Origin of the sequence: Actinoplanes xinjiangensis (genome assembly GCF_003148685.1) — a bacterium.
Classification (GTDB): Bacteria; Actinomycetota; Actinomycetes; order Mycobacteriales; family Micromonosporaceae; genus Actinoplanes; species Actinoplanes xinjiangensis.
Window position 1 is genome coordinate 58,174 of record NZ_QGGR01000033.1, and the last position, 25,855, is coordinate 84,028.

Here is a 25,855-nt window from a genome sequence, read left to right on the forward strand (position 1 = left end):
CGAGACAGCGGTGACAACCAGCCACCACCACCCGGCTGGTTACCAGCGACGTCTCGGGGGTTCTGAGACAGCGGTGGGAGCCAGCCGGGGGTGACGGTGACCAGCGGGATCGGCCCGGCGGGCGCGGGTCGGTGGTGAGCCGCAACCGCGTCGCGGGGTAGGCCCGGGGCCGGGTGGGTGCGGTCGGGGAGGGGTGGACCGTACCGAATAGAAACCCGGCGGCAACCCGGATTCGTCTGGGGAAATGAGGGTGCGGGCCGATGACTCGGGTCACCTCGGCGGATCAGCCGCCGGATTCGAGAACCGGAGACACCATGACCGCCATGATGGACATCGCGCCCGTTCTCCCGCGTACCGCCTCCGGGCCCATGGTGCTCGTGGTCGACGACGACGAGGACGTCCGTGACCTGGTGACCTTCAAGTTGCAGATGGCCGGGTACCGGACCGGGACGGCGGCGGACGGGTGCACGGCGCTGACCCTCATCGGTGAGCTGCGGCCGGATCTGGTGGTGCTGGACATCGCGATGCCGGGCATGGACGGGCTGAGTGTCTGCTACCGGATGCACGCCGACCCGGCGACCGCCGGAATCCCGGTGATCATGCTGAGCGGAACGGCCACCGAGACCGACGTCGATCTGGCGTTCGTGTCCGGCGCCGAGGACTACATGGCGAAGCCGGTGAACATCGGCGAGCTGGTACGACGGGTGAGCTGGCTGCTTCCGCCACGGCCGTGAGTTCGGTCTCAGCCCCTCCACCGGGACGCCCGATAAGGCAGGAGTGAGAGGCAGGCGGGCGGCCATCAGCGCGCTGATGGCGGCGGTGGGATGCGGGGTGACGTTCGGCGTCGGCGCCGTCCTGGAACGGCACGACGCCGCCAACGGCGAGGTCCAGATGGACCGCCGCTCCGCCGCCGCCGCCGAGGCCGTGCGCACCGAGACACAGCGTTACGTCGACACCCTGCTCACCACGGCGGCCGCGGCGGGGGCCCAGGAGGTGCTGACCCGCTCGGAGTACGCGGCCCTGACCGAACCGTTGAAGTCGATGAAGCTGGCCGGCGCGAGCACCATCGCCTTCGTCGTACCGGCCGCCGACGACCGGATCGGCGAGGTGCAGAGCCTGTGGCGGGAGCGGGGGGCGCCGGACCTCGTCCTCGACCCGTACGGCCACGGCGACCACGCCTTCTCGATCTACCTGACCTCGCTGGACGGCAGCGTCCTCACGCCGGGACTGGACCTGATGCGGGGCGAGGCGCCGGCCGCCGCGTTGGCCGCTTCACGCCGCAGCGGCACGGTGGCCGTCTCGGACACGTACCAGCTGCTCGTCGACGCGAGGAAGCCACCGGAGGAGCGGCAGAACTCGTTCGTCCTGGCCGCCCCGGTCTATCAGGGCGAGCAGCGGCGGTTCCTGGGGTGGGTGCTGCTCGGCGTCCGCGGCCAGGATTTCATGGGCGCCACCCTGGCCCGGGCGGGGCAGAACCTGCTGGATCTGACACTGCACGCCGACGATCCGGAGCGGCGCGAGCTGACCGTCGCCTCGCTGCGGGCGAAGGTCGAGGGAGAGCGCGATCTCATCCGTACGGTCGTCGTGCCCGTCGCCGACGGCACGTGGACCCTGCATCTGGGCGCGGTGAGGGACCGGCTGCCCGGGGCGACCAGCGGACTTCCGTCGGCGGTCGTCGGGGGCGGCCTCGCTCTGACGACGCTGCTGACGCTGCTGGTGTGGGTGCTGGTCGCCGGCCGGGAGCGGGCCGAGGAACGGGTACGGCGGGCGACCGAGGAGTTGCTGGCCGGTGAGGAGGAGTCCCGCCGGCAGGCCGAGCTGCTGCTGGCGGTGCTGGACGGGATCAGTGACGGTGTCGGCGTGGTCGGGCCGGACGGGCGGTTCCTGCTGCACAATCCGGCGGCCCGGCGCATCCTCGGCCGGCACGCCGAGCTGATGGCGGCGGGCGGCTGGAAGGACCAGTTCGGGCTGTACCGGCTGGACGGTGTCACCGAGTACCCGCCGGAGGAACTGCCGCTGACCCGGGCGTTGAACGGGGAGGGCAGTGAGCAGGTGGAGATGCTGGTCCGTAATCCGGCGCACCCGGAGGACCGGGTGATCAGCGTTTCGGCCCGGCCGATCGAGAGCGCGGCCGGGGAGCGCGGGGCGGTCGCGGTCTTCCACGACATCACCGACCGCAAGCACGTGGAGAACGAGCTGCGCGGGTTCGCCGGGGTGGTGGCGCACGACCTGAAGGCACCGCTGGCGGCGATACGCGGGTACGCGGAGCTGATCGTCGAGGCGCTGGCCGACCCCGATCCGGCGGCGGTGGCGGACGCCCTGCGCAGCGCCGGCCGCGTGATGGCCGGCGCGGACCGGATGCACACACTGATCATGGAGCTGCTGGACTACACGGCGGCGCGGGACGCGACGATGCGGGTCGAGGACGTGGGCCTGCGGGAGCTGGTCGACGACGTGGTGACGGCCCGGACCGACGCGCCGGATGCGACCGGCTGCCGGCCGGACGTGTTCGTCGGGGCGCTGCCGCGGGTGCGGGGCGACCGGGTGCTGCTGCGGCAGGTGCTGGACAACCTGCTGGGTAACGCGATCAAGTACACGCCGCCGGGTCAGGCGCCGCGGATCGACGTGACGGCCCGGGTGGACGGCTCGGGCGCGGTGCGGGTGCAGGTGGCGGACCGGGGCATCGGCATCCCGGACGGCGAGCACGCCGCCGTCTTCGACAGTTTCCACCGTGCCAGCAACGGCACGGCGATGCCCGGGACCGGGCTCGGGCTGGCCATCTGCCGCCGGATCGTGGAGCGCCACGGCGGTCACATCGAGGCCATGCCCAATCCGGGCGGCGGAACGATCTTCGTCTTCACGGTCCCCGGGGTGGCCGCCGAACGAGAACTGCAGGACAACGCGCACACCGTCTGAGACCCCGGGTTTATATGCGCTGAGCTGGGTAAACGGCCCGCATGCCGACGGTAATGGTCTTCGCCCCGGTCCCGCAGCTCACGGTGACCATCGAGCAGCAGCCCGGCGATCGCCCGGAACTGCACGTCCATCCCGGCGGGCAGGGTGTCTGGCAGGCCCGGATGTGCGCCGGGCTGGGCGCGTCGGTCACCCTCTGCGCCGCCGTCGGCGGCGAGATCGGCGCGGTCGCCGCGGCACTGATGAACAACGAGAACATGACGGTACGGGCGGTGCAGCGCCAGAGCGGCACCGGATGGTACGTCCACGACCGGCGGGACGGGTCGCGCGACACCGTGGCCGAGTTCGCCGGCGACCCGCTCGGCCGCCACGACCTGGACGAGCTGTACAGCACCACCCTCGCCGAAGGGCTGCGCGCCGACATCAGCATCCTCAGCGGGCCGGCCGCCCCCGAGGTCGTCCCCGCCGAGGTGTACCGCCGGCTCGCCGCCGACCTGGGCACCCATGGCCGTACGGTGGTCGCCGACCTGTCCGGTGACCATCTCACCTCGGTCCTCGACGGCGGTGTGGCCTTCCTCAAGATCAGCCACGAGGAGCTGATCGACGCCGGGCGGGCCGCCGACGACAGCGACGAGGCACTGGTGGCCGCCGCGCGGGGCCTGCACGAGGACGGCGCCGGATCGGTGCTGATCAGCCGCGCCGACCGGCCCGGCATCGCGCTGCTCGACGGCGAGGCACTGCTCGTCGACCTGCCGGCGTTGCAGGTCGTCGAGCACCGCGGCGCCGGCGACTCGATGACCGCGGGCGCCGCCACCGTCCTGGCCGGTGGCGGTGACCTGAAGGAGGCGGTCCGCACCGGCGCGGCGGCCGGCGCCCTCAACGTCACCCGGCACGGCCTCGGCACCGGCCGTCACGACGCCATCGTCGAACTCGCCGACCGGGTCCGGCTCACCCCGGTGCTCGCCGGCTGACCTCCGCCGGGTGCACCGGACGTTCACGGGAAGTTCGGCCCGGACGGGCGGCGACCTACCACCCCGGTGCCTAGGCTGATCGCTCCGCAGCCGTGCCCGGGAGCCCGTCATCAGCGTCGTCACCGCACCGAACCCCGTCCGGACCCTCCCGGGGCTTCGGCTCCGGCCCCTCGTATGGGTGCTCCCGCCGCTGGTCACGGCGATCATCGGCGGCTGGCGGGCGACCGGGGCGTCGCTCTGGGCCGACGAACTCGCCACGTGGGGGGCGGTCCGCCTCGACTGGGAGCAGCTGTGGCGCCTCGGCGGGTCGGTGGATGCGGTCGTCACGCCGTACTACGCGGCACTGAAGGTGTTCGCCGGGTTCGCCGGGACCGGCACGCTCGCGCTGCGCCTGCCGTCGCTGATCGCCGCCGTCCTCACCGCCGTGGTCGTCGCCGAGCTCGGCCGCCGGGCCGCCGGGGACACCGTCGGGCTGCTGGCCGGACTGCTGTGGGCGGTGCTGCCGGTCACCTCCCGCTACGCGCAGGAGGCGCGGCCGTACGCCATCGCCGTGCTCTGCGCCGCGCTCGCCCTCCTCGCGCTGATCCGCCTCCTCGAGCGGCCGGGTCCGGGCCGCGCCGCGGTCTACGCGGCCGCCGTCGCCGCCACCGGTCTCCTCCACCCGCTCAGCGCCCTGCTCATGGTCGCCGGTCACGCCCTCGCCGGGGTTCGGACGTGGCGCTTCTGGCTGCCCGCCACCGTCGTCGGCGGGCTGCCCGCGGCCGCCCTGCTGCTGTACGCCACCCGCCAGACCGCGCAGATCTCCTGGATCAGCCCGGTCGGCGTGCAGACGCTGCGCCTGCTGCCCGCGCAGCTCTTCGTCTCCGCGATCGCCGGCGGCATGGTGCTCGCCCTCGCCGTCGTCGGGCTGCGCCGTGACCGGATCGGGCTCACGCTCGCCGCGGCCGGGTTCGTGCCGCCCGCACTGCTGCTCGCCGTCGGGACCGTCGCCGAGATCTGGGTGCCCCGGTACGTGCTCGTCGCCATGCCGGCGCTCGTCGTCCTCGCCGCCCGCGGTGCCGGCACCCGGACCACCGCGATCATCGGGCTGGTCGCGCTCCTCGGCTGGCCCACCCAGGTCGACATCCGGGAGCCGGCCGGGCACGGGCAGGACTCGGCCCGGATCGCCCCGATCGTCCAGCCCCGGTACCGGGCCGGCGACGTCGCCGTGTTCCCCGACGGGCCGTCCAGCATCGGATGGGCGCCGCGGGACATGTGGGCGCGCTATCTGCGGGATCCGCGGCCCGCGGACGTTCTCGCCGTGGCCGGGCAGCGGGCCGACGGGCGGTTCCTCGCCCGGGAGTGCCCGCAGGCCACCTGCCTGGGCTCACCGGCCCGGATCTGGATCATCCGGGTCGACTCGCCGGCCGATCCGCTGGCGGACATGTCGGACGCCAAACGGGCCCGGATCGGCGGTTCGTACCGGGTGGTGCAGCGCTGGAGCCACCCGCTGCTCGGGATCACGCTGATGGAGCGCACCGCCCGTTAGGCGGGCCGCCCGCACGGCGACTCGATCGTCCCCGGTCGGCAGCCGCCGGAAATCCCGCCGCTCGTGGCGGTAATGCCGGGCCGTTCTCCGGACACCGACAGAAGTGGCAGGGTGTTCGGGAGTCTCGGGGAGGCGCGGTGGGCGACGATGCTGCCGGCGAGGAGCGGTTCGACCGGCTGTGGCGGGAGCATGCGGCCGCGGTGCTGGCATATGCCCGGCGACGGGTCGACGGCGAGCAGGCCGACGAGGTCGTCGCCGAGACCTTCGTGATCGCCTGGCGGCGGCTCGGTGACGTTCCGGAAGCGGCCCGGCCATGGCTGTTCGGGGTGGCCCGCAAGGTCGCCGCCAACCTGCGCCGCAGCGAGCGACGGCGGGACGCGCTCCACGACCGGCTCGCCCGGGAGCAGCGGACCGGGGTCCCGGAGACGGGCGACGACGGGCGGGCCGGGCGGGCGCTCGCCGAACTGCCGGCCGACGACCGTGAGCTGCTGATGCTCCTCGCCTGGGACGGTCTGAGCCGGCCCGAGGCAGCCGCAGCGCTCGGGTGCTCACGGGCGACTCTGGCCGTTCGGTTGCATCGGGCCCGGCAACGCCTGCGGACCGCCATGAAACGCCTCGCCGACGACACCGCACCCCGGCCCGCAACACCCCCGCCCACTGCCGGGCGGGCCGTCGGTGGGGCCGGCCCCACCGTTCCGGAGGCCCGATCCGCTGCCACCTTTCCCGCGACCACACCAGGAGGCCCCCGATGAGCCGTGATCAACTGCCGGCCGGCCTGCTCGCGGCGAACCCGGTTCCGGGCGCTGAGCCCGGTGACCGGGAGCGGCTCGCCGCGATCAGGGCCGCCGTCGACACCCGGCGAGACGTCGCCGCGCGGACCGGTGCACCCGCGCGGCGCCGGACCGGCCTGCCCGGCGTTCTGTTCGCCGGGCCACGCCGCGGTCGGCGGATCGCCGTGCTCGCCGGTCTGACCGTCGCCGCGGTGAGCGTGTCCCTGGGCGTCACGATCCTCGGGCCGGGGATGCACGACCGTGGGGAGGATCGGCTGATCACCGCGGCGGTCGCCGCCGACGGCACGCTGAGCTGCGACGGAAACCACGAGGGTCATGCCCGGCGGATCCGGCCGGACCGGGCGGAGGTGCGGTTGTTCCCGACGGTGGTGCCGGCCGGCTGGCAGCTCCTCGACGTGTTCGCTCGCGATTCGACCGGCCCGGCGGCCTGCGTCACCCCGTCGCTGGTGGCCGGGGACTTCGACGATCAAGGCGTGATGCGGGGCGGCGTGTGGGTGAACGGGCCGGTCGACCGGATCTCCTACGAGGGTGGCCCCCAGGCGGTCCCGGCACCGACCCGCGCCGAGGACGTCCTCAACGGCCGGCCGGCCGTCCGGTACGCATTCCACCAGGAGGACCGGACGACCTACTCCTGGCTCTGGTCCGACGAGCGGGGCAGGCACTGGCAGGCATCGGTGGCCGGGTACTCCCTGGACCGGGCGAGGCAACTGATGGCCGCGGTCGGCACCGACGGCGACCAGGTCGTGTGGGGCGCCGGCAAGGCACCGGGGCTGCGGGTTCTGCACCTGCGGACCGGCCGGCCGTACCCGCCGCAGACGTCGTTCGAGGCCTGGCACATCAGGTTCTCCGTCGGCGGCCGGGAACGTGTCATCTCGGCCGACAGCGACCGGTTGCTCCCGCTGGCCGCCGAGATCCGGCCCGGCCTGCGGCTCGGCGACCTGGCCGGTCGTCCCGAGATCGACTGGTCCGCGCAGATCTACTACGAGCCACAGGCGGGCATCCGGGTCGTCGCCGACGTCCAGGGCGACGCCGACGACGTCCGGGCGATCCTCGCCGGCCTCCGCCGGCTTCCGGCCGATGATCCGCGACTCGACGAGTACGCCCTACGGGAGTGAGACCCGGCGGCCGGCGATCAGGCGCCGGGGTTCCCGACGATCAGGTCCGCGTTCGCACGGACCTGATCGGCCGCGTAGAAGGCGTCCTCCTGCCGGGCCCAGCGGTCCCAGTGCGGGGCATAGGTCTCCCCGTCCCGGGCGAGGGCCCGCCGCCTACGCTCCGCGGTGGGGGCGTCCACCCAGACCAGCCGCCAGAGGTACGGCCGGAGCACCCGCCCACCCGCGCCGACGCCCTCGACGACCAGCCAGTCGCCGTCCGGCACCGGGTGCTCCTCGGCGTAGGCGCCCGCCGCCCAGTCGAAGCGCCGCCACACGGCCCGCCGGCCCTCGGCGAGCGGCTCCAGCACCCAGGCACGTAACGCGTCGACGCCCTGCCGGAGGCCGTCCCATCCGGCGTACAGGTCGTCCATGTGGATCAGCGGCGCGCCGAGCCGTTCCGCGACGCCCCCGGCCAGGGTGGTCTTGCCGGCCCCGGACCGCCCTTCGACCGCGATCACCCGCCGGCGCCCGTCCGGCGGGGTGGCCCGGGCCCAGTTCACCACCGTGGTGACGGCCTCGCCGAGTGCGGACGGGTCGCTCAGGTCGTGCGGCGGGCCGGCCGGGGCCGGCAGCGGCCGGGTGATCGGGTTGCGCATCGGAGGACCTTCGGATCGAGGGGCCGGGGGATCGACGCCCGCCCCGGAACGTACGCGGCGGGGGTGGACTCCGGCCAGGCCGTTCGACCGGCTCGGCGTCCCGCCCGCGTCCATCAGATCAGATTCAGAGGGATCATCCTCCGCGCTCACTCTGCGTGATCACTTTCTTCCGTTCGGGAGTGCCGGCCCGGGGATATACCGCCGTTGCTCACCCGACCCGGGGAACGGGCGTTTCGGGGGCGACCGGGCTCACAGATCCGCCATCGACACGACCCGTGATCCACAGGTTCACCACAGGAAGGTCCGCCACGCTTCGCCCCTCCCCCGTACCTAGGAGTCGATCTCGTGGAGCCCGGCAGCAGCACCGACGTCAGCATCGTCATACCGACACACACCGAGAAACGCTGGGCGTCCCTGGCCAGGACGGTCGCTTCGGCTCACGCCCAGACCCACCGGGCCGCCGAGATCGTGGTCGTGGTGGATCACAACCCGGAGATGGCCGGGCGGGTCCGGCGCGAGTTCCCCGGCGTCACCGTCCTGGAGAACGCGTACGCCCGCGGCGCCTCCGGGAACCGGAACACCGGCGCCTTCCACACCCGGACGCCGTTCATCGCGTTCCTGGACGACGACACGGTGGCCAGTCCCCGCTGGCTGGCCGGGCAGCTGGCACCGTTCGCCGACCCGTCGGTGGTCGGCACCGGCGGCGGCATCATCCCCGCCTGGGCCGCGCGGCGTCCCACGTGGATGCCGGACGAGCTGCTGTGGGCGGTCGGTGTCTCCTACACCGGGATGCCGACGCGCACCGCCCCGATCCGCAACGTCTGGTCGGCCAACATGATCGTGCGGCGGGACGCGTTCCTCGCGGTCGGCGGCTTCCGCGCCGGGTTCGGCAAGCTGGGTGACCAGAACCGGCCCGAGGACACCGAGCTGTGCCTGCGGATGAGCTCGGCCAAAGGCGGCCGGTGGATGTACGTCCCGGGCGCCACCATCGACCACGAGGTGCCGGCCGAGCGGTCGACGTTCGGGTTCCTGATGCGGCGCTGCTACGCCGAGGGCCGGGGCAAGGTGCAGATGGCCGGGCTGATGCCGAAGGACCAGGAACTCGGCGCGGAGAAGGACTATCTGCGCCGTATCCTCCCCCGGGCGGTGGCCCGCAACCTGGCCGACGCCGGCACCGGCCGCGGGATGTATCACGCGCTGCGCGCCGCGACCGTGGTGGCTGCGGTGGCCGCCGCCGCCTGGGGTGGCGGCGTCGAGACGCTGGCCGCCGTCTTCGAGGGCACCAGCACCGACGGCACGATCTGACGCCCCCGGCCGTCACCGCCGGGCCACGTCAGTTCCTCAGCTGGTCGTCACCGCTGTCTCAGCCGCGCTGAGACAGCGGTGACGACCAGCCACCTCAGACGGCGGCCGGCCACGTCAGACGGCGGCCGGCCTCGCCAGAAGGCGGCCGGGCGGGTCAGGCGGCGGCGATGCGTTCCAGGCGGATCTGGACCCACTTGGAGGTGGGGGTGCCGCTCTCCTCGGCCTGCGAGTCCAGCGGCACCAGCGGGTTGGTCTCCGGGTAGTAGGCGGCCACACAGCCCTTCGGGGTGTCGTACTCGACGAGGCGGAACCGCTCGGCCCGCCGCTCGACGCCGTCGGCCCACTCGGAGACCAGGTCGACCGTCTCGCCGGCGGCGAAACCCAGCTCGGCCAGGTCCGCGGCACTGATGAAGACCACCCGGCGTCCCGAGCGGATCCCCCGGTACCGGTCGTCGAGCCCGTAGATCGTGGTGTTGAACTGGTCGTGGCTGCGCAGCGTCTGGAGCACGAGCCGGCCCTCCGGGACGGTCATCACCTCAAGAGGGCTGACCGTGAAGACGGCCCGGCCCTCGGCCGTCGGGAAGGTCCGCGAGTCGCGCGGCGGGTGCGGCATGGTGAACCCGCCGGCCCGGATCTTCGCGGCGTAGTCGTCGCAGCCCGGGACCACCCGGCCGATCCGCTCCCGGATCTGTTCGTAGTCGGCGGCGAACCCGTCCCACGGGATGCCGTGCCGGTCGCCGAGCGCGGCCGCGGCGATGCCGCAGACGATGTCGACCTCGGAGCGCAGCAGCGGCCCGGCCGGATCGGAGCGCCCGCGGGAGGCGTGCACCGCCGACATCGAGTCCTCCACGGTGACCCGCTGCACCCGGCCGCCGGTCCGGTCCTGTTCGGTACGGCCCAGGGTGGGCAGGATCAGCGCGGTCCGGCCGGCCTCCACGTGGCTGCGGTTGAGCTTGGTGGACACCTGGACGGTCAGTGCCGCGTTGCGCATCGAGGCGGCGGTGACCTCGGTGTCGGACATGGCGCCGACGAAGTTGCCACCGAGGGCGATGAACACCTTCGCCCGTCCGTCCCGGAACGCCCGGACCGTGTCGACCGCGTCGTGCCCGTGCTCGCGCGGCGGCTCGAACCCGAACTCGTCACGCAGCCGGTCCAGGAACAGGGCCGACGGCCGCTCCCAGATCCCCATGCTGCGGTCGCCCTGCACGTTGGAGTGCCCGCGGACCGGACAGAGTCCCGCACCGGGCTTGCCGATCATGCCCTGGAGCAGGGCGACGTTGACGAACTCCTTGATCGTGGCGACGGCGTTGCGGTGCTGGGTGATCCCCATCGCCCAGCAGTGCACGATCCGCTCGGCGCCGGCCAGCATGTCGGCGGCGGCCTCGATCTCGTCCCAGGTCAGTCCGGTGGCGGCGAGGACCTGGTCGCGGTCGATCCCGGCGACGTGCGCGGCCCACTCGTCGAACCCGACCGTGGACGCACCGATGAACTCCCGGTCGGCGACCCCCTTCTTCAGGAGCAGGTGGCCGAGTGCCTGCCAGAGGGCCAGGTCGCCGTTGGACCGGATCCGCAGCAGCCGGTCGGCCAGCGGGGTCCCCCGGCCGGCCAGGCCGCGCGGTTTCTGCGGGTTGTCGAAGCGGATCAGCCCGGCCTCGGGCAGCGGGTTGATCGCCAGGATCTTCGCGCCGTCGCGCTTGGCGATCTCCAGAGCGGTGAGCATCCGCGGGTGGTTGGTGCCGGGGTTCTGCCCGGAGACCACGATCAGGTCGGCCCGGTGCAGGTCGTCGAGGGTGACCGAGCCCTTGCCGATGCCGATGGTGCGCACCAGGGCGGTGCCGGTCGACTCGTGGCACATGTTCGAACAGTCCGGCAGGTTGTTGGTGCCGAACGCGCGGGCCAGCAGCTGGTAGACGAAGGCCGCCTCGTTACTGGCCCGCCCCGAGGTGTAGAAGGCCGCCTGGTCCGGGCTGTCCAGCTCCTGGAGATGCCGGCCGATGACGGCGAACGCCTCGGCCCACGAGAGCGGCTCGTAGTGGCTGCCGCCGTCCCGCCGGATCATCGGGTGTGTCAGCCGGCCCTGCTTCTCCAGCCAGTGGTCGGTGCGCCCGGCCAGGTCGGCGATCGAGTGCTCGGCGAAGAACGACGGCCCGACGGTGTCCCGCTGGCCCTCCCAGGAGACCGCCTTCGCCCCGTTCTCACAGAACTCGGCGGTGTGCCGGCGACCGGACGGGTCGGGCCAGGCGCAGCTCATGCAGTCGACGCCGTCGTGCTGGTTGAGCACCGCCAGGTTGCGGGCGGTCTTGCGGACACCCATCTTGCTCACGGCGTTGGCCAGGCTCAACCGCACCGCCTCCAGCCCGGCCGCGTGGTCGGCCGGCGGGCCCACCCGCAGGTGCGCCTCCTCGTCGTCGAAAGCCGGCATCGGACCTCCCGGTGGTTGGCGCCGTACGTCGCATGCAGTCTCTACCGACGAGCGTGCGCCCGGCGCGGCGGTATCGACAAGCCGAGAGGTGCCGTCAGTCGGCGCGGCGCCGGCGCAGTTCGCCGAGAACCGCCGGGTCGGGCCAGCCGTCGACGCGATAACGGAGCGGGGCCAGCAGCGGCTCCGGCACCAGGCCGGTGTGCTCCTCGGCGATGTGCCAGGGGACGCGGAAGTCGACACCGCCGTCCGGGTGGGCGAAGGCGATCGAGTCGGCCCGGGGCAGCAGCGCGCTCACCCCCGCCGGCCACGTGGCGATGGTCTCCGCCGGGCCGCCGCCGGGCTGCTCCACCGCGATCAGGTGGCCGATGTGGGTGTCGACGCCGGCCTTCGCGTACTGGGTGGACAGCCACTCGGTCTGGTTGGAGTACTCGGTGAGGGCCAGGACCGCGCCGGCGCGGCGGGCGGCGGCGTGGTGCGGGTGGCCGGGCGGTGGAGCGTACGGCACCGCGCGCCCCTGTGGCCCGGCGACGTAACCGACCGGGGACAGGTAGCGGACCGCCTCGCCGAAGCTGTGCTCGACGATCGCGTAGACATGCTCGATCCCGTCCTCCGGCAGGGGCGCCACCAGCAGGGTGTTGTTGTCCGGCACGAAGGCGATGACCGGCCCGCCCATCCGCTCCCCCGCCTCGGCCAGCCAGCCGGGCGACAGCAGCAGCGACGTGAAGTAGCCGTCGCCGTCGTCGAACATGCTGATCGCCGAGCCGTCGCGCCACTGCCGGTCCAGGCTGTCGCGGGCGATCGCGGCCAGATTGCCCCGGGCCACCGCGAACACCTCGTCGACGTCGACGCCCCACTCCTCGATGCGGTCCGGGAGGATGTAGGCCATCGCGTCGGGGGCGTCGATGACGACCAGCTCCCGGAGGAACGGCATCGCCGGGCGGGACAGTGGCGGGCGCATCCCGGGAGGCCCGGCCACGCCGAACGTCACCGGGCGCAACACGGGGCGCAGCTTCGGGCGTACCGTCTCCCAGCTGTCCTCCGGCATCGGCGTCATCAGCCGCAGGAGTCTCTCCAGCCGTTCCCGGCGTTCCGCCGGGGAGGCGTCGGCCGTCTCCCGGTAGACGTTGGCCAGATACAGGTGGGCGGGGCTGTCGGCCCCGGTCCGGTGGATCGCGATGGCGAACTCGTCCGCCTGATAGACCGCGCGCTCCACACCCGGGGTGCGCCGGGCCACCCGGAGTGCGAGCTGGGCGAAGCGGCGGCGCGGCGAACCGGCGAACCTGTCCAGCAATCCCATTGGAGGACCCTAACGGACTTGCGGTCCGGCCATCGGGCGCCGGGTGGGGGACCCGGCGAAACCCGGGGTTACCCGGGCAACGAAAGTAAACTAAGTTCACTTCGGCCCCGCCCCACCGAAGCACCGTCTGACGAAGGGACCCCCAGATGACGAACAGGCCACTGACTGCCGCGAGCACCATCGGCGAATGGCTGGACCACCCGGAGGGCGGCCCCGCGCTGGGCGGACTGCTCGCCGCCGGTGGTGCCGACCCCTCGATGCTGGCGCCGATCCGCGGCCTGCCGCTGCAACAGATGGTCGAGCTCAGCCAGGGGAAGATGCCGCAGGCGGCGGTCGACGAGCTGGTCCTGCGGGTCAACGGCGGGGTCGCCCCGGAGGCCGCCGAGGAGACCGGCTGGACCGAGCAGATCGTCGCGGGCCGGTTCATCGGCCGGACCGTGATCGTGACCGGCGCGGCCTCCGGCATCGGCCGCGCCACCGCCTCCCGCATCGTCCGGGAGGGCGGCCGGGTGATCGGCGTCGACATCACCGCCGACAAGCTGACCGAGGCCCGGGCCGAGCTCGGCGACTCGTTCGTCGCGGTGACCGCCGACATCACCCGGGCCGACGACATCACCCGTGTGGTGGCCGCGGCCGGCGACCGGATCGACGGGCTCGCCAACGTGGCCGGGGTGGTCGACGACTTCAGCCCGATCCACGAGACCTCGGACGCGATCTGGGAGAAGGTGTTCGCGGTCAACGTCGACGGCCTCTTCCGCCTGACCCGTGCGGTCGTCCCGGTCATGCTGGCGGCCGGGCGTGGCGCGATCGTCAACATCGCCTCCGAGGCGGGGCTGCGGGGCAACGCGGCCGGTGTCGCCTACACCGCCTCCAAGCACGCGGTCATCGGCATCACCAAGAACATCGCCTTCATGTACGGGCAGGAGGGCATCCGTACCAACGCGGTCGCCCCCGGCGGGGTGGCCACCGGGATGGCACCGGTCGGCCAGTCCGAGTTCGGCCGCGCGCGGACCGGCCCGTTCCTCCAGCTCATCCCGGGCGTGGCGCTCGCCGGGCACCTGGCCGCGTCGATCACCTTCCTGCTGAGTGACGACGGCGTGAACCTCAACGGGGTGGTGCTGCCGTCGGACGGTGGCTGGTCGGTCCAGTAGGGCCGGCGAGGGCCTGCTGGAGCAGCGCGCCGTAGTGGGCGATCAGCTCACCGCGGTCGGCCGTCACCAGGCCCTCGTCCTCGACCACCCACAGGGCGTAGAGCAGCCCGCCGACCAGTGCCGCGGCGATCCGGGCCCGGATGTCGGCGTCCGGGCCGGAGAGCCGGGCCCGGACCGGTGCGACGAAGGTGCGCTCGTGGATCGCCTGGAGCCGGTCGCGGATCCGGTCCTCGTTGCTGCCCCGGAGCAGCGCGAGATAGACCCCGCGGATGTCGTCGTCGGAGAGCAGCACCTCGATGAACCGCTCACCGAACCGCTCCAGCGGGACGTCCAGCAGCGGCTCGTCGTCGATGGTGAACTGCATCGTGTCGAGGAAGAGCAACTCCTTGGTACCGAAATGGCGGATCACCAGTGCCGGATTCGTCACCGCCTGGGCGGCGATGTCCCGAACGGACGTCCGCGCGAAACCACGCTCCCGGAACAGACGGGCCGCCGCGGCACGAATCTCCCCGCGAGTCGCCTCGCCGCTGCGCCTGACCATGCCCCCGATCGTAGGCCGCGGGATGCCCCACCAGCCTTCTGCGGTCCCGTCCGCCACTTCCGTGTGGCCCCTTCGGGCCAAGGCGGACCCGCTTCGCGCCACTTCCGAGGAACCTCGCCCCGCCCTCCGGACGTCGTGCTCAGCTAGTCGGGACACAAGCGACTTAACGGAAAGGTCGGACATGCGAAAATCAACTCGGGGATTGATCACCGCCTGCGCCGGGCTGGTGGCCGGAGCCGCGTTCGGGGCCTCCCCGGCGCTCGCCGGCCCGGGCTGGTGGCCACCGGGGCACGTGCTCGGCTACTACAACACGATGAGCGACTGCGGCGGGTACGCATCCTCGCTGTCGCTGTACGCTGCCGACTACGACTGTGACTACCAGGCGCAGAGGGTGGCCACGCCCTACGTCCTCGTCATCCAGAGACCGGTGCAGATCGCCCAGCCGGTCGTGGACTACGAGCCCGCGCCGGTGATGGCGGAGCCCGCTCCGGTCGTCGAGGAGCCCGCTCCCGTCGTCGAGGAACCCGCCCCCGTCGTGGAGGAGCCGACCGGCGGCGCCCTCGCCGACAGGCCGGCCAAGGCCCATAAGTCTCACAAGGCCCACAAGGCGCACAAGGCCCACAAGGCGCACAAGGCCGACAAGGCGTACAAGGCGCAGAACCACGGCCAGGTGATGTCCGAGGAACCGACGGCCTACACCCAGGAGCCCTGCGTGCAGGTCGCGTCGACCTGCGGTGACGGCGTCAACGTCCTCACGGTGCCGGCGGTCACGCCGGTGCAGGTCGTGCCGCTCGGCGGGCCGGTCGTGCTCAACGGCCACCACGGCGGAGGCTACGTTCGCCCGTGGGGTCACCACTCGTACGGCGGATACGGGCACCACTCGTACGGCGGACACGGGCACCACCCCTGGCGCTGAGCCGGGTGATCGAACAGCGGCGGCCGGGCATCAGCCCGGCCGCCTTCGCGTCTCAGCCGCCGGCCATCGCCCCGACCACCATGAACGGCTCCTCCCCGGTGGCCACCCGGTCGGGCAGTGCCGCATCAGGTGGCTCGTTGGAGAGATCCTCCTCGCAGGCGAAGAAGCGGACCAGGGCCCGCCGTTCGCCGGTGCCACGGTCCCGCATGGTGCCGACCAGCATCGGGAAGCGCTGCTCCACGGCGTCGAGCACGTGCCGCTGGGTCACCTCGCCGGGCACCTCGACCCGGACCTCGCCGGTCACCTGCGCCAGGGTGCGCAGGTGTGGTGGGAGGATCACACGGATCACGGCAACACCTGCACTTCCACCGAGCAGATCGGCGGCAGGTCGGTGACCAGGGCCTTCCAGGTGTCGCCGCTGTCCGCCGACCCGTACACCTGACCGGCACTGGTGCCGAAGTAGACGCCGCACTCGTCGAGGGTGTCCACCGCCATGGCGTCGCGGAGCACGTTGACGTAGCAGTGCTCCTGCGGCAGTCCCACGGTCAGCGGCTCCCACTGCTCACCACCGGTACGGCTGCGGTAGACGCGCAGCCTGCCGTCCATCACGTAGTGCAGGTAGTCGCTGGTGATCGGTACGACGTAGATCGTCTCCGGCTCGTGGGCGTGCACCGCGATCGGGAAGCCGAAGTCGGTCGGCAGGTCGCCGCTGATCTCCCGCCAGTTGTCGCCGGCGTCGTCGGAGCGCATGACGTCCCAGTGTTTCTGCATGAACAGGGTGTCCGGCCGGGACGGGTGCTGGGCGATCCGGTGCACGCAGTGGCCCACCTCGGCGTCCGGGTCGGGGATGCCGTCGCTTTTCAAGCCCCGGTTGATCGGCTGCCAGGTGACCCCACCGTCGTCGGTACGGAACGCGCCCGCCGCGGAGATCGCCACGAAGATCCGCTCCGGGTTCACCGGGTCGAGGATGATCGTGTGCAGGCACATCCCGCCGGCACCGGGTTGCCACTTCGGAGCCGACGTGTGGGTGCGCAGCCCGGTCAGTTCCTCCCACTTCTGGCCGCCGTCGGTGCTCTTGTACAGGGCCGCGTCCTCGGCGCCGGCGTAGACGACGTCGAGTTCGGTGCGGGACGGCTCCAGGTGCCAGATCCGCTTGAACTCCCACGGGCGCGGGGTCCCGTCGTACCAGAGGTGGTCGCCGACCTCGCCGGCGTAGGTGAAGTCGTGGTCGACCTGCCGCCAGGTCACCCCGCCGTCGTCGGACCGCTGGATCAGCTGGCCGAACCAGCCGCCCGACTGCGACACGTAGATCCGGTCCGGATCCACCGGTGACCCGTTGGCGTGGTAGATCTCCCACCCGGCGAAGTGCGGGCCGTCCACCTTCCAGTCCTGCCGGGCCGCATCCGAGGTCAGGATGAACAGCCCCTTGCGCGTTCCGACCAGCAATCGAACACCGCTCACGTGCACTCCCCTCTCGAAAGGCATACAGAAGCATCATGGTGTGCTCTGCGTCACCCTGGGGAGTCTAGGACGAATGTTCGATCAGAAGGGGTCACCCCTGGAGGGCGCGCGCCATCTCCGCCTGCTCGGCGAGCACGTCGTTCATCCGGGCCTGGACCGCGTCCATCTTCCCGATCGTCTCGCTCGTGGTGTGGATGCCGTTGGCCACCGTCTCCGCGCTGGACTGGATCCCGGCGATCTGGTCGGCGACCTTCTGGGTGGCCTCGGCGGTCTCCCGGGCCAGCTCCTTGACCTCACCGGCCACCACGGCGAAGCCCTTGCCGGACTCCCCGGCACGGGCCGCCTCGATGGTGGCGTTGAGGGCGAGCAGGTTGGTCTGCTCCGCGATCGACGAAATGATCTTGATGACGTCGCCGATCGCGGAGGACGCCTGCCCGAGCGCGGCCACCTCGGCGGTCATCGCCGACGCCCGGGTCACCGCCTGCTCGGCCACCGAGGTCGCGTCGTCGCTGGCGCTGCGCAGCCGCTGCACGGTGTCCAGCAGCTCACGGGCGTTGGCGGTGGCCCGCTCCGTTCCACGGACCACGTCGAGCCGCTGCGACACCAGCTGCTGCACGTTACGCAGCGCGGCCGCCCGGGACTCGGACAGATCGATGTACTCGGTGGTGAAGAAGTCCATGGTGCCGACGACCCGGTCCCCGCTCATGATCGGGAAGCAGACGCCGGACCGTACCCCGGCCCGCTGCGCCGCCGGCGCCCGCACACAGTCGGTGACCTCGGCCAGGTCCTTGACGAAGATCAGATCCTTGGCCCGCCAGGCACGCCCGGACAGGCCGACGCCCTCGGCGAACTCGGCGGCGAGGGTGACCCGGCGGAACTCGTCCCCGGCCGAACCCGACTCCAGGTGGAACTTGAGCACGTTCGTGGCCGTGTCGATCCCCCAGTACGAGCCGTACGCCCAGCCGAACGCGGTCCGCACCGCGTCCAGGGCCGCGCGGATCGTGGTCTGGCTGTCCGACGCCGCCCCGACCCGGGTGACCACCGTGGTGACCGCCTCCCGGTCGGTGGCCACCTGGCGCAGTTCGGCGGCGGCCACCGCGCTGGACCGGGCCTGTTCGGCGACCCGGGCGATGGCCTTGAACTTCTCCTGGCGGGCGTCATCGGCGTAGATCGGCAGCGGCGAGTAGTACTCGAAGACGGCCAGCACCTCGGTGCCCTTGAGGACCGGCAGCATCATCGCGGCGACCATGCCCGCCTTGGCCGCGGCCTGCCAGCGGCGGCAGCCGGCGGCCCGCTCCGGGTTCTCGTCGAAGACCGCGACCCGGCTCTGGTACGCCCGGGTCACCAGCTCGGGATCGGTGCCACCGGCCAGCTGCGGCTGCAACTGGCCGCACTCGTGCAGGCGCCGCAGGCGGCCCTGACCCTCCGGCACCCAGACCGCGCCGTACCCCATCTTGTGGGACCGGACCATGCTCTCCACGGTGATCCGCCAGGCGCTGTCCACGTCCGTTGCGGCGTCCAGGGCGAACACCAACTGCTCCAACGCCTCGACGTCACGCGGCATCGGCCGAGTCGCCTCGGTACTGACCGCCCGGGAACCGAACAACCGCACGCTGTGTCTCCTTGGCTGGGAGGGGGAATCCGATACCTGAGATATCGGCGCGTCCCCCTCCGGCATGAGCCCTCAGTCCCAGGGCACCCACGACGCGTTGGTCAGGGGCGGCTGCCGGGCCTCCAGCTCACGCAGCAGGATCCCCTCGCGCAGCCCCCACGGGCAGATGATCAGTGACTCGACGCCGAGGTGGCGCATCACCTCGTACGCGACGATCGCGCCGGCCAGGATCTGCCGGGCCCGGTGCGGGGACACCCCGGGCAGGTGGGACCGCTTCGGACTGGGCATCGCGGCGAGCCGCTTGATCCACGGCCGCAGTGCCGAAACCCGCAGCTCCCGCCGGACGAACGGGCCGAGCCGCAGTGGGGGCGCGCCGGCCAGCCGGGCCAGCTGCTGAAAGGTCTTCGAAGCGGCCACCGACGTGCGCGGCGCCTCCCACGACGTCCGGGCGGCGACCTCGGCGAACTGCTCCCGCACGTGCCGGCGCAGCCGTCGCACGGCCCGTGGCGGGGGCGGGTCGCCGTCGGCCAGGAACTCCCGGGTGAGCCGGCCGGCACCGAGCGGCAGCGACATCGCCGACTCGGGCAGGCGGTCCCGGCCGAACGCCACCTCCAGACAGCCGCCGCCGATGTCGACCATCAGCATCGGGCCGGCCTGCCAGCCCAGCCAGCGCCGGGCCGCCAGGAACGTGAGACGGGCGTCCTCGATGCCGGAGAGCGTGCCCAGGCGTACCCCCGTGCGCTTCTGCACCGCCGCGAGGACCGCGTCGCGGTTCGGGGCGTCCCGGATCACCGCGGTGGTGTAGGCGAACATCCGGTTCACTCCGGCCCGATGGGACTCGGCGACCGCCTCCTCGACCGCGGCGAGCATCCGCTCCAGCGCCTCCGGCCCGATCGTGCCGTCGGCCGGCAGCCGGTGCGCGAGCCGGGGACGCCGCTCCCACGTGTGCACCGGCAGCGGCAGCCCGGAGGCGGCCTCGGCGATCACCAGGTTCACGGTGTTGGAGCCGACGTCGAGCACGCCGAGCCGCGGCGCGCTCACGGGCGGAACCGGTAGCCCATGCCGGGCTCGGTGAGCAGGTGACGCGGCCGGGCCGGATCCACCTCCAGCTTGCGGCGCAGACGGGCCATGTACTGCCGGAGGTAGTTCGTCTCGGTCCGGTACTGCGGGCCCCACACGTCGTGCAGCAGCTCCCGCTGGGTGATCAGCTTGCCCGGGTGCCGCAGCAGGTGCTCCAGCAGCTGCCACTCGGTCGAGGTGAGCCGGACGCCGCCGCTGATCGAGTGCTCGGCCAGGTTGACCTCCCGATCGCCCAGCCGCACGATCGGGGCCTCCGCCTCACCCGGCTGCGAACGACGGGTGACCGCCCGGATCCGGGCCAGCAGTTCGTCCACCCCGAACGGTTTCGTCACGTAGTCGTCGGCGCCCGCGTCCAGGGCGGCCACCTTGTCCGTGCCGTCCACCCGGCCGGACAGCACGATGATCGGCACCGAGGTCCAGCCGCGCAGGCCCGCGATCACGTCGGCGCCCTCCATGTCCGGCAGGCCCAGGTCCAGCACCACCAGGTCGGGGTGATGGTCGGCGGCCGCGCGCAGAGCGGTCGCGCCGTCCGGGGCGGTGTCCACCTCGTACCCCCTGGCCCGGAGGTTGATCCGCAATGCGCGGATGATCTGCGGCTCGTCGTCGACCACCAGGATCCGGGTCATGCCGGCTTTCCGGCGGGAAGCGTCAGAATCATGGTGAGGCCGCCTCCGGGGGTCTCGTCGGGGGTGAGCGTGCCGGCCATCGCCTCGGCCAGGCCACGGGACAGGGCCAGCCCCAGCCCCACGCCGGTGTGGTTGTCACGGTCGCCGAGCCGCTGGAACGGCAGGAAGACATCTTCCCACCGATCCGCCGGGATCCCCGGACCGTGATCGATCACACGCAGCTCGACCACGTCACCGTGACTGCTTCCGGTCACCATCGGCGGGCGGCCCGGCGGACTGTGGCGAAGGGCGTTGCCGATCACGTTCACCAGCACCCGCTCCAGCAGGCCCGGATCGGCGTGCACCATCGGCAGGTCGTCCGGGACGCGGACGATCACCGCACGGCCCGGCGGGCCCAGATCATCCAGCACCAGGGGTACGACCTCCTCGGCGCCCACGTCGATCGCGGCGACACCGAGCGCCCCCGCCTGCAGCCGGCCCATGTCGAGCAGGTTCGCCACCAGGCGGTCCAGTTTCTCCAGCGACTCGTCGGCGGTGGCCAGCAGCTCCGCGCGGTCCTCCGCGGTGAACGTCACGTCCGGGCTGCGCAGGCTCGCCACCGAGGCCTTCGCGGACGCGAGGGGCGTACGCAGGTCATGGCTGACGGCGGCGAGCAACGCGGTGCGCAACCGGTTCGCCTCGGCCAGCGGCCTCGCGGTGGCCGCCTCGGCGGCCAGACGTTCCTGCCGCAGCGCGATCGCGGCCTGCGCGGCGAAGGCCTCCACCACCCGGCGATCAGAGGCTTCGAGGGTACGACCGGAGAGCAGCACCCGCAGGTCCCCCTCGTCCTCTCCGCCGGCGTGCACGGTCACGTCCGCATCGGCCGGCAGCAGCCCGGGAACACCCACCTCGGCCACCGTCGTCCCCGCCTCCACCAGCGCCACCGTGTCCAGACCGAACGTCTCCCGCAGCCGCTCCAGCAGGGCCGGCAGCGGCCGCTCACCGCGCAGCACCCCGCCCGCCACCGTGGCCAGCGTCTGCGCCTGGGCCGACGCCTCGGCGGCCTGCCGGGTGGTGCGGGCCGCCGTGTCGACGACCCAGCTGACCGCCACCGCCACCAGCACGAAGATCGCCAGGGCCAGCATGTTGTGGCCCTGCGCGATCGCGAACCGGCCGTACGGCGGGGTGAAGAACCAGTTCAGCAGCAGTGACGCGGCGACCGCCGTGCACACCGCCGGCCACCGTCCACCGATCAGAGCCACCCCGACGACCACCACCAGGTACAGCAGGATGCCGTTGCTCAGCGGCGGGTCCGGCAGCGCCAGCAGAACACCGGTGAGCAGCGGCAACGCCACCAGCGCGACGGCCGCCCCGGCGATCCGGCGGCCCCGGGACAACGCCGCCGGCCGGCGTTCCCGCCGCCGGTCCACCGCGGGCCGCTCCGGAGTGACCAGGTGCACGTCGATCGGTCCGGCCCCGGCGACGACCCGCCGCTGCATCCGGCCCAGCACGATCTGGGTGGCACCGGCGCCGCGCGCGAACTCCAGCAGCGCCGTGGCCACGTCCGGCCCCGACACCAGGTGATACGTGCCGCCCAGGCTCTCCACCAGCACCCGCAGCCGGGCCAGCGCCGCCGGGTCGGCCCGGTCCCGGGTCACGTGCACCGCCAGCAGGTCGGTGTTCCCGAAATGGGCCGCGAGCCGGGCCGCCCGGCGCAGCAGCGTCTCGCCGTCCGGTCCGCCGTCCAGCGCCACCACCACCCGTTCCCGGGCGGCCGGGCCACCGGGCAGTTCCGCCGCGACCCGGTCGGCGAGCCAGCGCAGCGCGAGCTCCCGCAGCGCCGCCAGATTCTCCGCCCGGAACCGCCTGCCCAGGGCCGCGTCGATCCGCTCCGGCGGGTAGACGTTGCCGTGTGCCATCCGTCGGCGCAGCGCCTCCGGCGTCATGTCGACCAGCTCCACCCGGGCGGCGCCGACCAGGGTGTCCGGCACGGTGGCACCGGGCCCCACGCCGGTGATCCGGGCCGCCACGTCCGCCAGCGACTCCAGCTGCTCGACGTTCACCGTGGTCAGCACCGTGATCCCGGCGTCCAGCAGCACCTCGATCAGCCGATGGTGGCGGGCCAGCTCGTCGATCACCGCGACATCCGGGCGACGGGCCAGGACCGCGTCCACGCCGACCGTCTCCAGGCCACCGGCCATCGCGGCGGTTCGGGCCCGCCCGTGCGTCTCGACCTGCCCGATCACCACGTCCACACCACGCTCCACGCGGCGGCGGGCCTCGGCGAGCATCGCGTACGTCTTACCGACCCCCGGCGCGGCGCCCAGGTAGATCCGCAGTTCCCCGCGCGCCACGCCGGTGACCTCAGTTCGTCAATCGGATGCTGCTGAGCGTCTGCGGAGCATCGGAGACCGCCCGCAGGATGGTCAGGCCCTCGGCCGGAACCTTGAACGTCTTCGTCGACGGGACCAGCGTGTACGTCCCGGTCGCCCCGGCCGGCAGGGTCGCCGGACCGGCCTGGATCCGCCAGAAACCGGCGATCGTCGCCCCCGTGGCCACCGAGAAGTGCGGGGTCACCGGCTCGTCCGAACGGTTCGTCACCTCGACGGTCAGCTCCGGCAGGTTCCGGCCGGCCACCACCGGGGTGTTCACCGTGAAGCCGAGCGGCTGCGGGGTGGCGACCCCGATCAGGAACATCGCCGCCGCGGGGACGAACAGTGCGGCGGTCACCAGCGCCCGGACCCTCCGCCCGGCCTGCTCCCCCTGCGCCGTCGCCCTCTGCGCCACCGTTTCCTGGGCCGGCGCTCCCTGGGCCGGCGCTCCCTGGGCCGGCGCTCCCTGGGCCGGCGCTCCCTGGGCCGGCGCTCCCTGGGCCGGCGCGGTCCTTCGGCGTGGCAGCGGGATCTGCCAGGCGCCGGCGAAGTCGGCGCGGGTCGTGGTGACCAGGGCGACCAGCCACAGCGGCATGGTCAGCAGCCAGTAGCCGTCCTGCGAGCGGGTGGACACCATGAAGATCATCCACGGCAGCACCGCGATCGCCGGGCCCAGCGTGCGCAGATGCAGGCCGAACACCACCAGCAACGCCACCAGCAGGGCGATCGTCGCGTGACCGAACATGTCCAGAGCCGCGCTGCCACCGATGATGTAGTGGGTGATGCCCATCAGGCCCTGACCGTGCGGAACCGCGTGCTGCAACAGCGGCTCGAACACGCCGGTCAGCCACTCGTGCGGCGTCTTCACCAGGAACGGCAGGCTGGCCAGGAAGAACACCGCCAGCGCGGTGCCGCCGTAGCGCAGCAGCAGCATGAACGTACGGGCCAGGCCCAGCTCACCCAGGCGCAGCACGATCAGGCCCACCACCAGGAACAACGCCAGGAACCAGCCCAGCTGGTGGATCGAGCACGCCGCACCCAGCGCCGCCGCGCGCACCAGGCCGTACCGGCCCAGCCGCCCGTCCCGGCCGATCCCCGGCCAGCCCCACAGAGCCACACACAGGAACGGCAGAGCGATCACCGAGGGGTACGCGTTGTCGGCGTACCCGGTGAACGTGCCCAGCCCCAGCACACCCAGCGTCGCGATCGGGCGCAACGGCCGCGGCGCCACGGCGAACACGAACACCGCCGTCGCGAACACCGCCAGCCACGCCACCAGCACGATCCCCGTCATCGAGGGGAACAGCCGCTGGAACACCGCCCCGATCTCCACACCCAACGGCGGATAACCGAAGTCGAACACCGTACGGCCGTCCATCAACTGCGTCGGCAGCACCGGATCGATCCCCGGCCACGCCGACGTGTACGGATTGTCACCCTTGGCCAGGGCCCGCGACGCCGCATCCATCAGAATGCCCTCGTCGACCGTCAGCTCCTTCGCCCCCGACACGCCCGGCCACGCCGCCACCAGCTTGATCACGATCGCGGTGACCAGAACCCCGACGTCGAGCCGCGCCAGCACCCGATGCCGCGGCGCACACAGCGCGATGACGGCCGCGACCAGCATCGCCAGGTAGGCGCCCGTCAACACCAGCGCCAGCCAGGGTCGGCTCATCGCATTCGACTGCCAGAACCCGCGGGTCCCCACCACCAGACCCATGACCGCCGCCACCGAGAGCCCCCGGTGCAGCCACAACACCAGCTCCGGTCCGCTCTTCCCCAGCACCCCGCTCTCACCCGGGCCACCCTCACCCGGGCCACCCTCACCCCGGCCGCCCTCACCCTGGCCACCCTCGCCCCGGCCGCCCTCACCCCGGCCGCCCTCACCCCAGCTGCCCTCGCCCCGGCCGCCCTCGCCCCGGCCACCGGAGACAGCTACGGCGCCCGTCGCAGCAGAGGCTGCCTGCGTGCCGCCGGCATCGGCCCGATCGGCGGGGCCGGACCCACTTTTCGCCACGACGCCCCCATCGACTGCCCCGGCCGGCTGCACACCGTCCGGCTCCAGCTTGACCGTCGACGCCTCGGACCGATCGTCACCCACGAGATCCTGAACCACCGGCGCATCCTACAAGCGGCGACATCTCCCCCTGTTTCCCCAACGTCCCTCTTCACCACCCCTCCCCGCCACCATCACCGCCTACAGAGACCCAATCCCCTCCGCAAGCCCCGCCGCCGAACCTCCGACCGCCCGAGCCGTCACCAACAACCGGCCCGATCCGGCCCGCAAGACCACCCCGACCGACAACCGACCAACCCCCCGTCCCCCTCCTTAACCGAATCCCGCCCGCAACCACGCTGACCCACAACCGACCAACCCAGCCGCGCTCAGCCGCGCGCTTCGCTCGCTCCCTGCCCACCAGGTCGCTCGCGATCTTGTGAAGCCCCACGAATACAGCGCAATCGAAGAACCCATCAGGGCATTGACTCTTCTCGGCGCTGCCGCACTGAGCCTCCCCAGCGGTAGGCGCACACAATCGGCGATCGTGTGCGCCGGTCGTCGTGATGACGATGGTGGGCGCCCGCATAACACCCAGCGTGTGAGCTCACCGTCGTGATGGCGGTGACAGGCGCGCACGATCGCTGATCGTGTGCGCCTGTCACCGCTGTCGACGGGTGTCGTCGTGCATACGACCGCGGGGGCTCGCTGGCGCAAGGGTGCAACGGCTGGCTGGCCCTCACCGCTGTCTCAGGTTCGCTGAGACAGCGGTGAGGACCAGCCAGATCTTCTCGGCTGGTCGTCACCGCTGCCTCGAGGGCCCCGAGACAGCGGTGACGACCAGCCGGAAAGATCGACGGCCCACCGGCGCGCACCGGAAACCGGAAAGCGGGCACGCCCGGCCCCGCTGCCAGCGGCGCCAGTGCCACCGCCGCCGCCACCGCCACCAGCGCTGCCAGCGCCGCCAGCGCCGCCGCTGGCTTGGGCCAGCGACTGTCGAGATGGGGCCAGGGAGGAGCACCGCCGGCCCGGCTCCGGTAGAGCTGCCACCAACCTCCGACCAGACCATCGCCATCTTGTGGAATCACGAACATGGCACGCCGAAGTCCACCAGATGGCGGTGACGATGGCAGTGAGAAGCGAT

The 25,855-nt window shown here is 72.6% G+C and carries 20 protein-coding genes; 9 read left to right on the plus strand and 11 right to left on the minus strand.

The window, feature by feature from the left end:
- The first annotated feature begins 323 nt into the window (after positions 1-323).
- The 6 genes from BC793_RS41855 (at position 324) to BC793_RS41880 (ending at position 7,318) form a co-directional block, all read left to right on the plus strand.
- Positions 324-734 carry a response regulator transcription factor gene (locus BC793_RS41855; RefSeq protein ID WP_239170613.1) on the plus strand — a complete coding sequence of 137 codons (411 nt, stop codon included), beginning with the start codon at positions 324-326 and terminating at the stop codon, positions 732-734.
- A 43-nt stretch (positions 735-777) separates the two neighbouring features.
- Entirely contained in the window at positions 778-2,916 is a 2,139-nt protein-coding gene (locus BC793_RS52555; RefSeq protein ID WP_275416301.1) for an ATP-binding protein, read from the plus strand.
- A 41-nt stretch (positions 2,917-2,957) separates the two neighbouring features.
- Positions 2,958-3,884 (plus strand): PfkB family carbohydrate kinase, encoded by a 927-nt coding sequence (locus BC793_RS41865; protein ID WP_239170614.1) that lies wholly within the window; start codon positions 2,958-2,960, stop codon positions 3,882-3,884.
- A gap of 178 nt (positions 3,885-4,062) precedes the next feature.
- On the plus strand, positions 4,063-5,412 hold the full coding sequence (locus tag BC793_RS41870; RefSeq protein WP_109602184.1) for a glycosyltransferase family 39 protein: 1,350 nt from the start codon (positions 4,063-4,065) through the stop codon (positions 5,410-5,412).
- A 137-nt stretch (positions 5,413-5,549) separates the two neighbouring features.
- A complete protein-coding gene (locus BC793_RS41875; protein WP_109602185.1) occupies positions 5,550-6,164 on the plus strand; it encodes an RNA polymerase sigma factor in 615 nt (204 codons plus the stop codon).
- Positions 6,161-7,318, plus strand: coding sequence for a hypothetical protein (locus tag BC793_RS41880; protein WP_109602186.1), 1,158 nt, complete (start codon positions 6,161-6,163; stop codon positions 7,316-7,318). The genes BC793_RS41875 and BC793_RS41880 overlap by 4 nt, the downstream gene beginning before the upstream one ends.
- A gap of 17 nt (positions 7,319-7,335) precedes the next feature.
- Here the strand turns inward: BC793_RS41880 and BC793_RS41885 are convergent, their stop codons facing one another.
- Positions 7,336-7,953, minus strand: coding sequence for an AAA family ATPase (locus BC793_RS41885; RefSeq protein WP_239170615.1), 618 nt, complete (start codon positions 7,951-7,953; stop codon positions 7,336-7,338).
- A gap of 345 nt (positions 7,954-8,298) precedes the next feature.
- On the opposite strand from BC793_RS41885, the gene BC793_RS41890 reads away from it, so the two are divergent.
- The gene (locus tag BC793_RS41890; RefSeq protein WP_109602187.1) at positions 8,299-9,258 is read left to right on the plus strand and encodes a glycosyltransferase family 2 protein; all 960 of its coding nucleotides are present in this window, start codon (positions 8,299-8,301) and stop codon (positions 9,256-9,258) included.
- A 154-nt stretch (positions 9,259-9,412) separates the two neighbouring features.
- Here the strand turns inward: BC793_RS41890 and BC793_RS41895 are convergent, their stop codons facing one another.
- The gene (locus BC793_RS41895) at positions 9,413-11,680 is read right to left on the minus strand and encodes an FdhF/YdeP family oxidoreductase (RefSeq protein WP_109602188.1); all 2,268 of its coding nucleotides are present in this window, start codon (positions 11,678-11,680) and stop codon (positions 9,413-9,415) included.
- Between the two features lie 94 nt (positions 11,681-11,774).
- Positions 11,775-12,977 carry a DUF1444 domain-containing protein gene (locus tag BC793_RS41900; protein WP_109602189.1) on the minus strand — a complete coding sequence of 401 codons (1,203 nt, stop codon included), beginning with the start codon at positions 12,975-12,977 and terminating at the stop codon, positions 11,775-11,777.
- Positions 12,978-13,123: 146 nt separating this feature from the next.
- Between BC793_RS41900 and BC793_RS41905 the strand changes: the two genes are divergently transcribed.
- Positions 13,124-14,128 carry an SDR family NAD(P)-dependent oxidoreductase gene (locus tag BC793_RS41905; RefSeq protein ID WP_109602190.1) on the plus strand — a complete coding sequence of 335 codons (1,005 nt, stop codon included), beginning with the start codon at positions 13,124-13,126 and terminating at the stop codon, positions 14,126-14,128.
- On the opposite strand, the gene BC793_RS41910 is transcribed toward BC793_RS41905, so the two are convergent.
- Positions 14,082-14,669 (minus strand): TetR/AcrR family transcriptional regulator, encoded by a 588-nt coding sequence (locus BC793_RS41910; protein WP_109602191.1) that lies wholly within the window; start codon positions 14,667-14,669, stop codon positions 14,082-14,084. The genes BC793_RS41905 and BC793_RS41910 overlap by 47 nt on opposite strands.
- Before the next feature lie 181 nt (positions 14,670-14,850).
- Here BC793_RS41910 and BC793_RS41915 point away from each other — a divergent pair, with 181 nt between their 5' ends.
- Positions 14,851-15,585, plus strand: coding sequence for a hypothetical protein (locus BC793_RS41915; protein ID WP_146246708.1), 735 nt, complete (start codon positions 14,851-14,853; stop codon positions 15,583-15,585).
- A gap of 52 nt (positions 15,586-15,637) precedes the next feature.
- Here the strand turns inward: BC793_RS41915 and BC793_RS41920 are convergent, their stop codons facing one another.
- The 7 genes from BC793_RS41920 to BC793_RS41950 form a co-directional block, all read right to left on the minus strand.
- Positions 15,638-15,934 (minus strand): MoaD/ThiS family protein, encoded by a 297-nt coding sequence (locus tag BC793_RS41920; protein WP_109602193.1) that lies wholly within the window; start codon positions 15,932-15,934, stop codon positions 15,638-15,640.
- Positions 15,931-17,046 carry a WD40/YVTN/BNR-like repeat-containing protein gene (locus BC793_RS41925; RefSeq protein WP_109602218.1) on the minus strand — a complete coding sequence of 372 codons (1,116 nt, stop codon included), beginning with the start codon at positions 17,044-17,046 and terminating at the stop codon, positions 15,931-15,933. Before BC793_RS41925 ends, BC793_RS41920 begins: the two co-directional genes overlap by 4 nt.
- Before the next feature lie 91 nt (positions 17,047-17,137).
- Positions 17,138-18,658, minus strand: coding sequence for a methyl-accepting chemotaxis protein (locus BC793_RS52560; RefSeq protein WP_275416302.1), 1,521 nt, complete (start codon positions 18,656-18,658; stop codon positions 17,138-17,140).
- Between the two features lie 72 nt (positions 18,659-18,730).
- Positions 18,731-19,699: a Ppx/GppA family phosphatase gene (locus tag BC793_RS41935; RefSeq protein ID WP_109602195.1), complete on the minus strand. Its 969-nt coding sequence runs from the start codon at positions 19,697-19,699 to the stop codon at positions 18,731-18,733.
- Positions 19,696-20,364: a response regulator gene (locus tag BC793_RS41940; RefSeq protein WP_109602196.1), complete on the minus strand. Its 669-nt coding sequence runs from the start codon at positions 20,362-20,364 to the stop codon at positions 19,696-19,698. The genes BC793_RS41935 and BC793_RS41940 overlap by 4 nt, the downstream gene beginning before the upstream one ends.
- The gene (locus BC793_RS41945) at positions 20,361-22,697 is read right to left on the minus strand and encodes a DUF4118 domain-containing protein (protein ID WP_109602197.1); all 2,337 of its coding nucleotides are present in this window, start codon (positions 22,695-22,697) and stop codon (positions 20,361-20,363) included. The genes BC793_RS41940 and BC793_RS41945 overlap by 4 nt, the downstream gene beginning before the upstream one ends.
- Before the next feature lie 10 nt (positions 22,698-22,707).
- Positions 22,708-24,831: a hypothetical protein gene (locus tag BC793_RS41950; RefSeq protein WP_146246709.1), complete on the minus strand. Its 2,124-nt coding sequence runs from the start codon at positions 24,829-24,831 to the stop codon at positions 22,708-22,710.
- Between the last annotated feature and the right edge of the window lie 1,024 nt (positions 24,832-25,855).

What these genes read in the sequence shown, in the direction of transcription:
- BC793_RS41855 (WP_239170613.1), top strand. Translation starts at nt 324, where the DNA reads ATGATGGACATCGCGCCCGTTCTCCCGCGTACCGCCTCCGGGCCCATG.
- BC793_RS41865 (WP_239170614.1), top strand. Translation starts at nt 2,958, where the DNA reads ATGCCGACGGTAATGGTCTTCGCCCCGGTCCCGCAGCTCACGGTGACC.
- BC793_RS41880 (WP_109602186.1), top strand. Translation starts at nt 6,161, where the DNA reads ATGAGCCGTGATCAACTGCCGGCCGGCCTGCTCGCGGCGAACCCGGTT.
- BC793_RS41885 (WP_239170615.1), bottom strand. Translation starts at nt 7,953, where the DNA reads ATGCGCAACCCGATCACCCGGCCGCTGCCGGCCCCGGCCGGCCCGCCG.
- BC793_RS41895 (WP_109602188.1), bottom strand. Translation starts at nt 11,680, where the DNA reads ATGCCGGCTTTCGACGACGAGGAGGCGCACCTGCGGGTGGGCCCGCCG.
- BC793_RS41900 (WP_109602189.1), bottom strand. Translation starts at nt 12,977, where the DNA reads ATGGGATTGCTGGACAGGTTCGCCGGTTCGCCGCGCCGCCGCTTCGCC.
- BC793_RS41905 (WP_109602190.1), top strand. Translation starts at nt 13,124, where the DNA reads ATGACGAACAGGCCACTGACTGCCGCGAGCACCATCGGCGAATGGCTG.
- BC793_RS41910 (WP_109602191.1), bottom strand. Translation starts at nt 14,669, where the DNA reads ATGGTCAGGCGCAGCGGCGAGGCGACTCGCGGGGAGATTCGTGCCGCG.
- BC793_RS41915 (WP_146246708.1), top strand. Translation starts at nt 14,851, where the DNA reads ATGCGAAAATCAACTCGGGGATTGATCACCGCCTGCGCCGGGCTGGTG.
- BC793_RS41940 (WP_109602196.1), bottom strand. Translation starts at nt 20,364, where the DNA reads ATGACCCGGATCCTGGTGGTCGACGACGAGCCGCAGATCATCCGCGCA.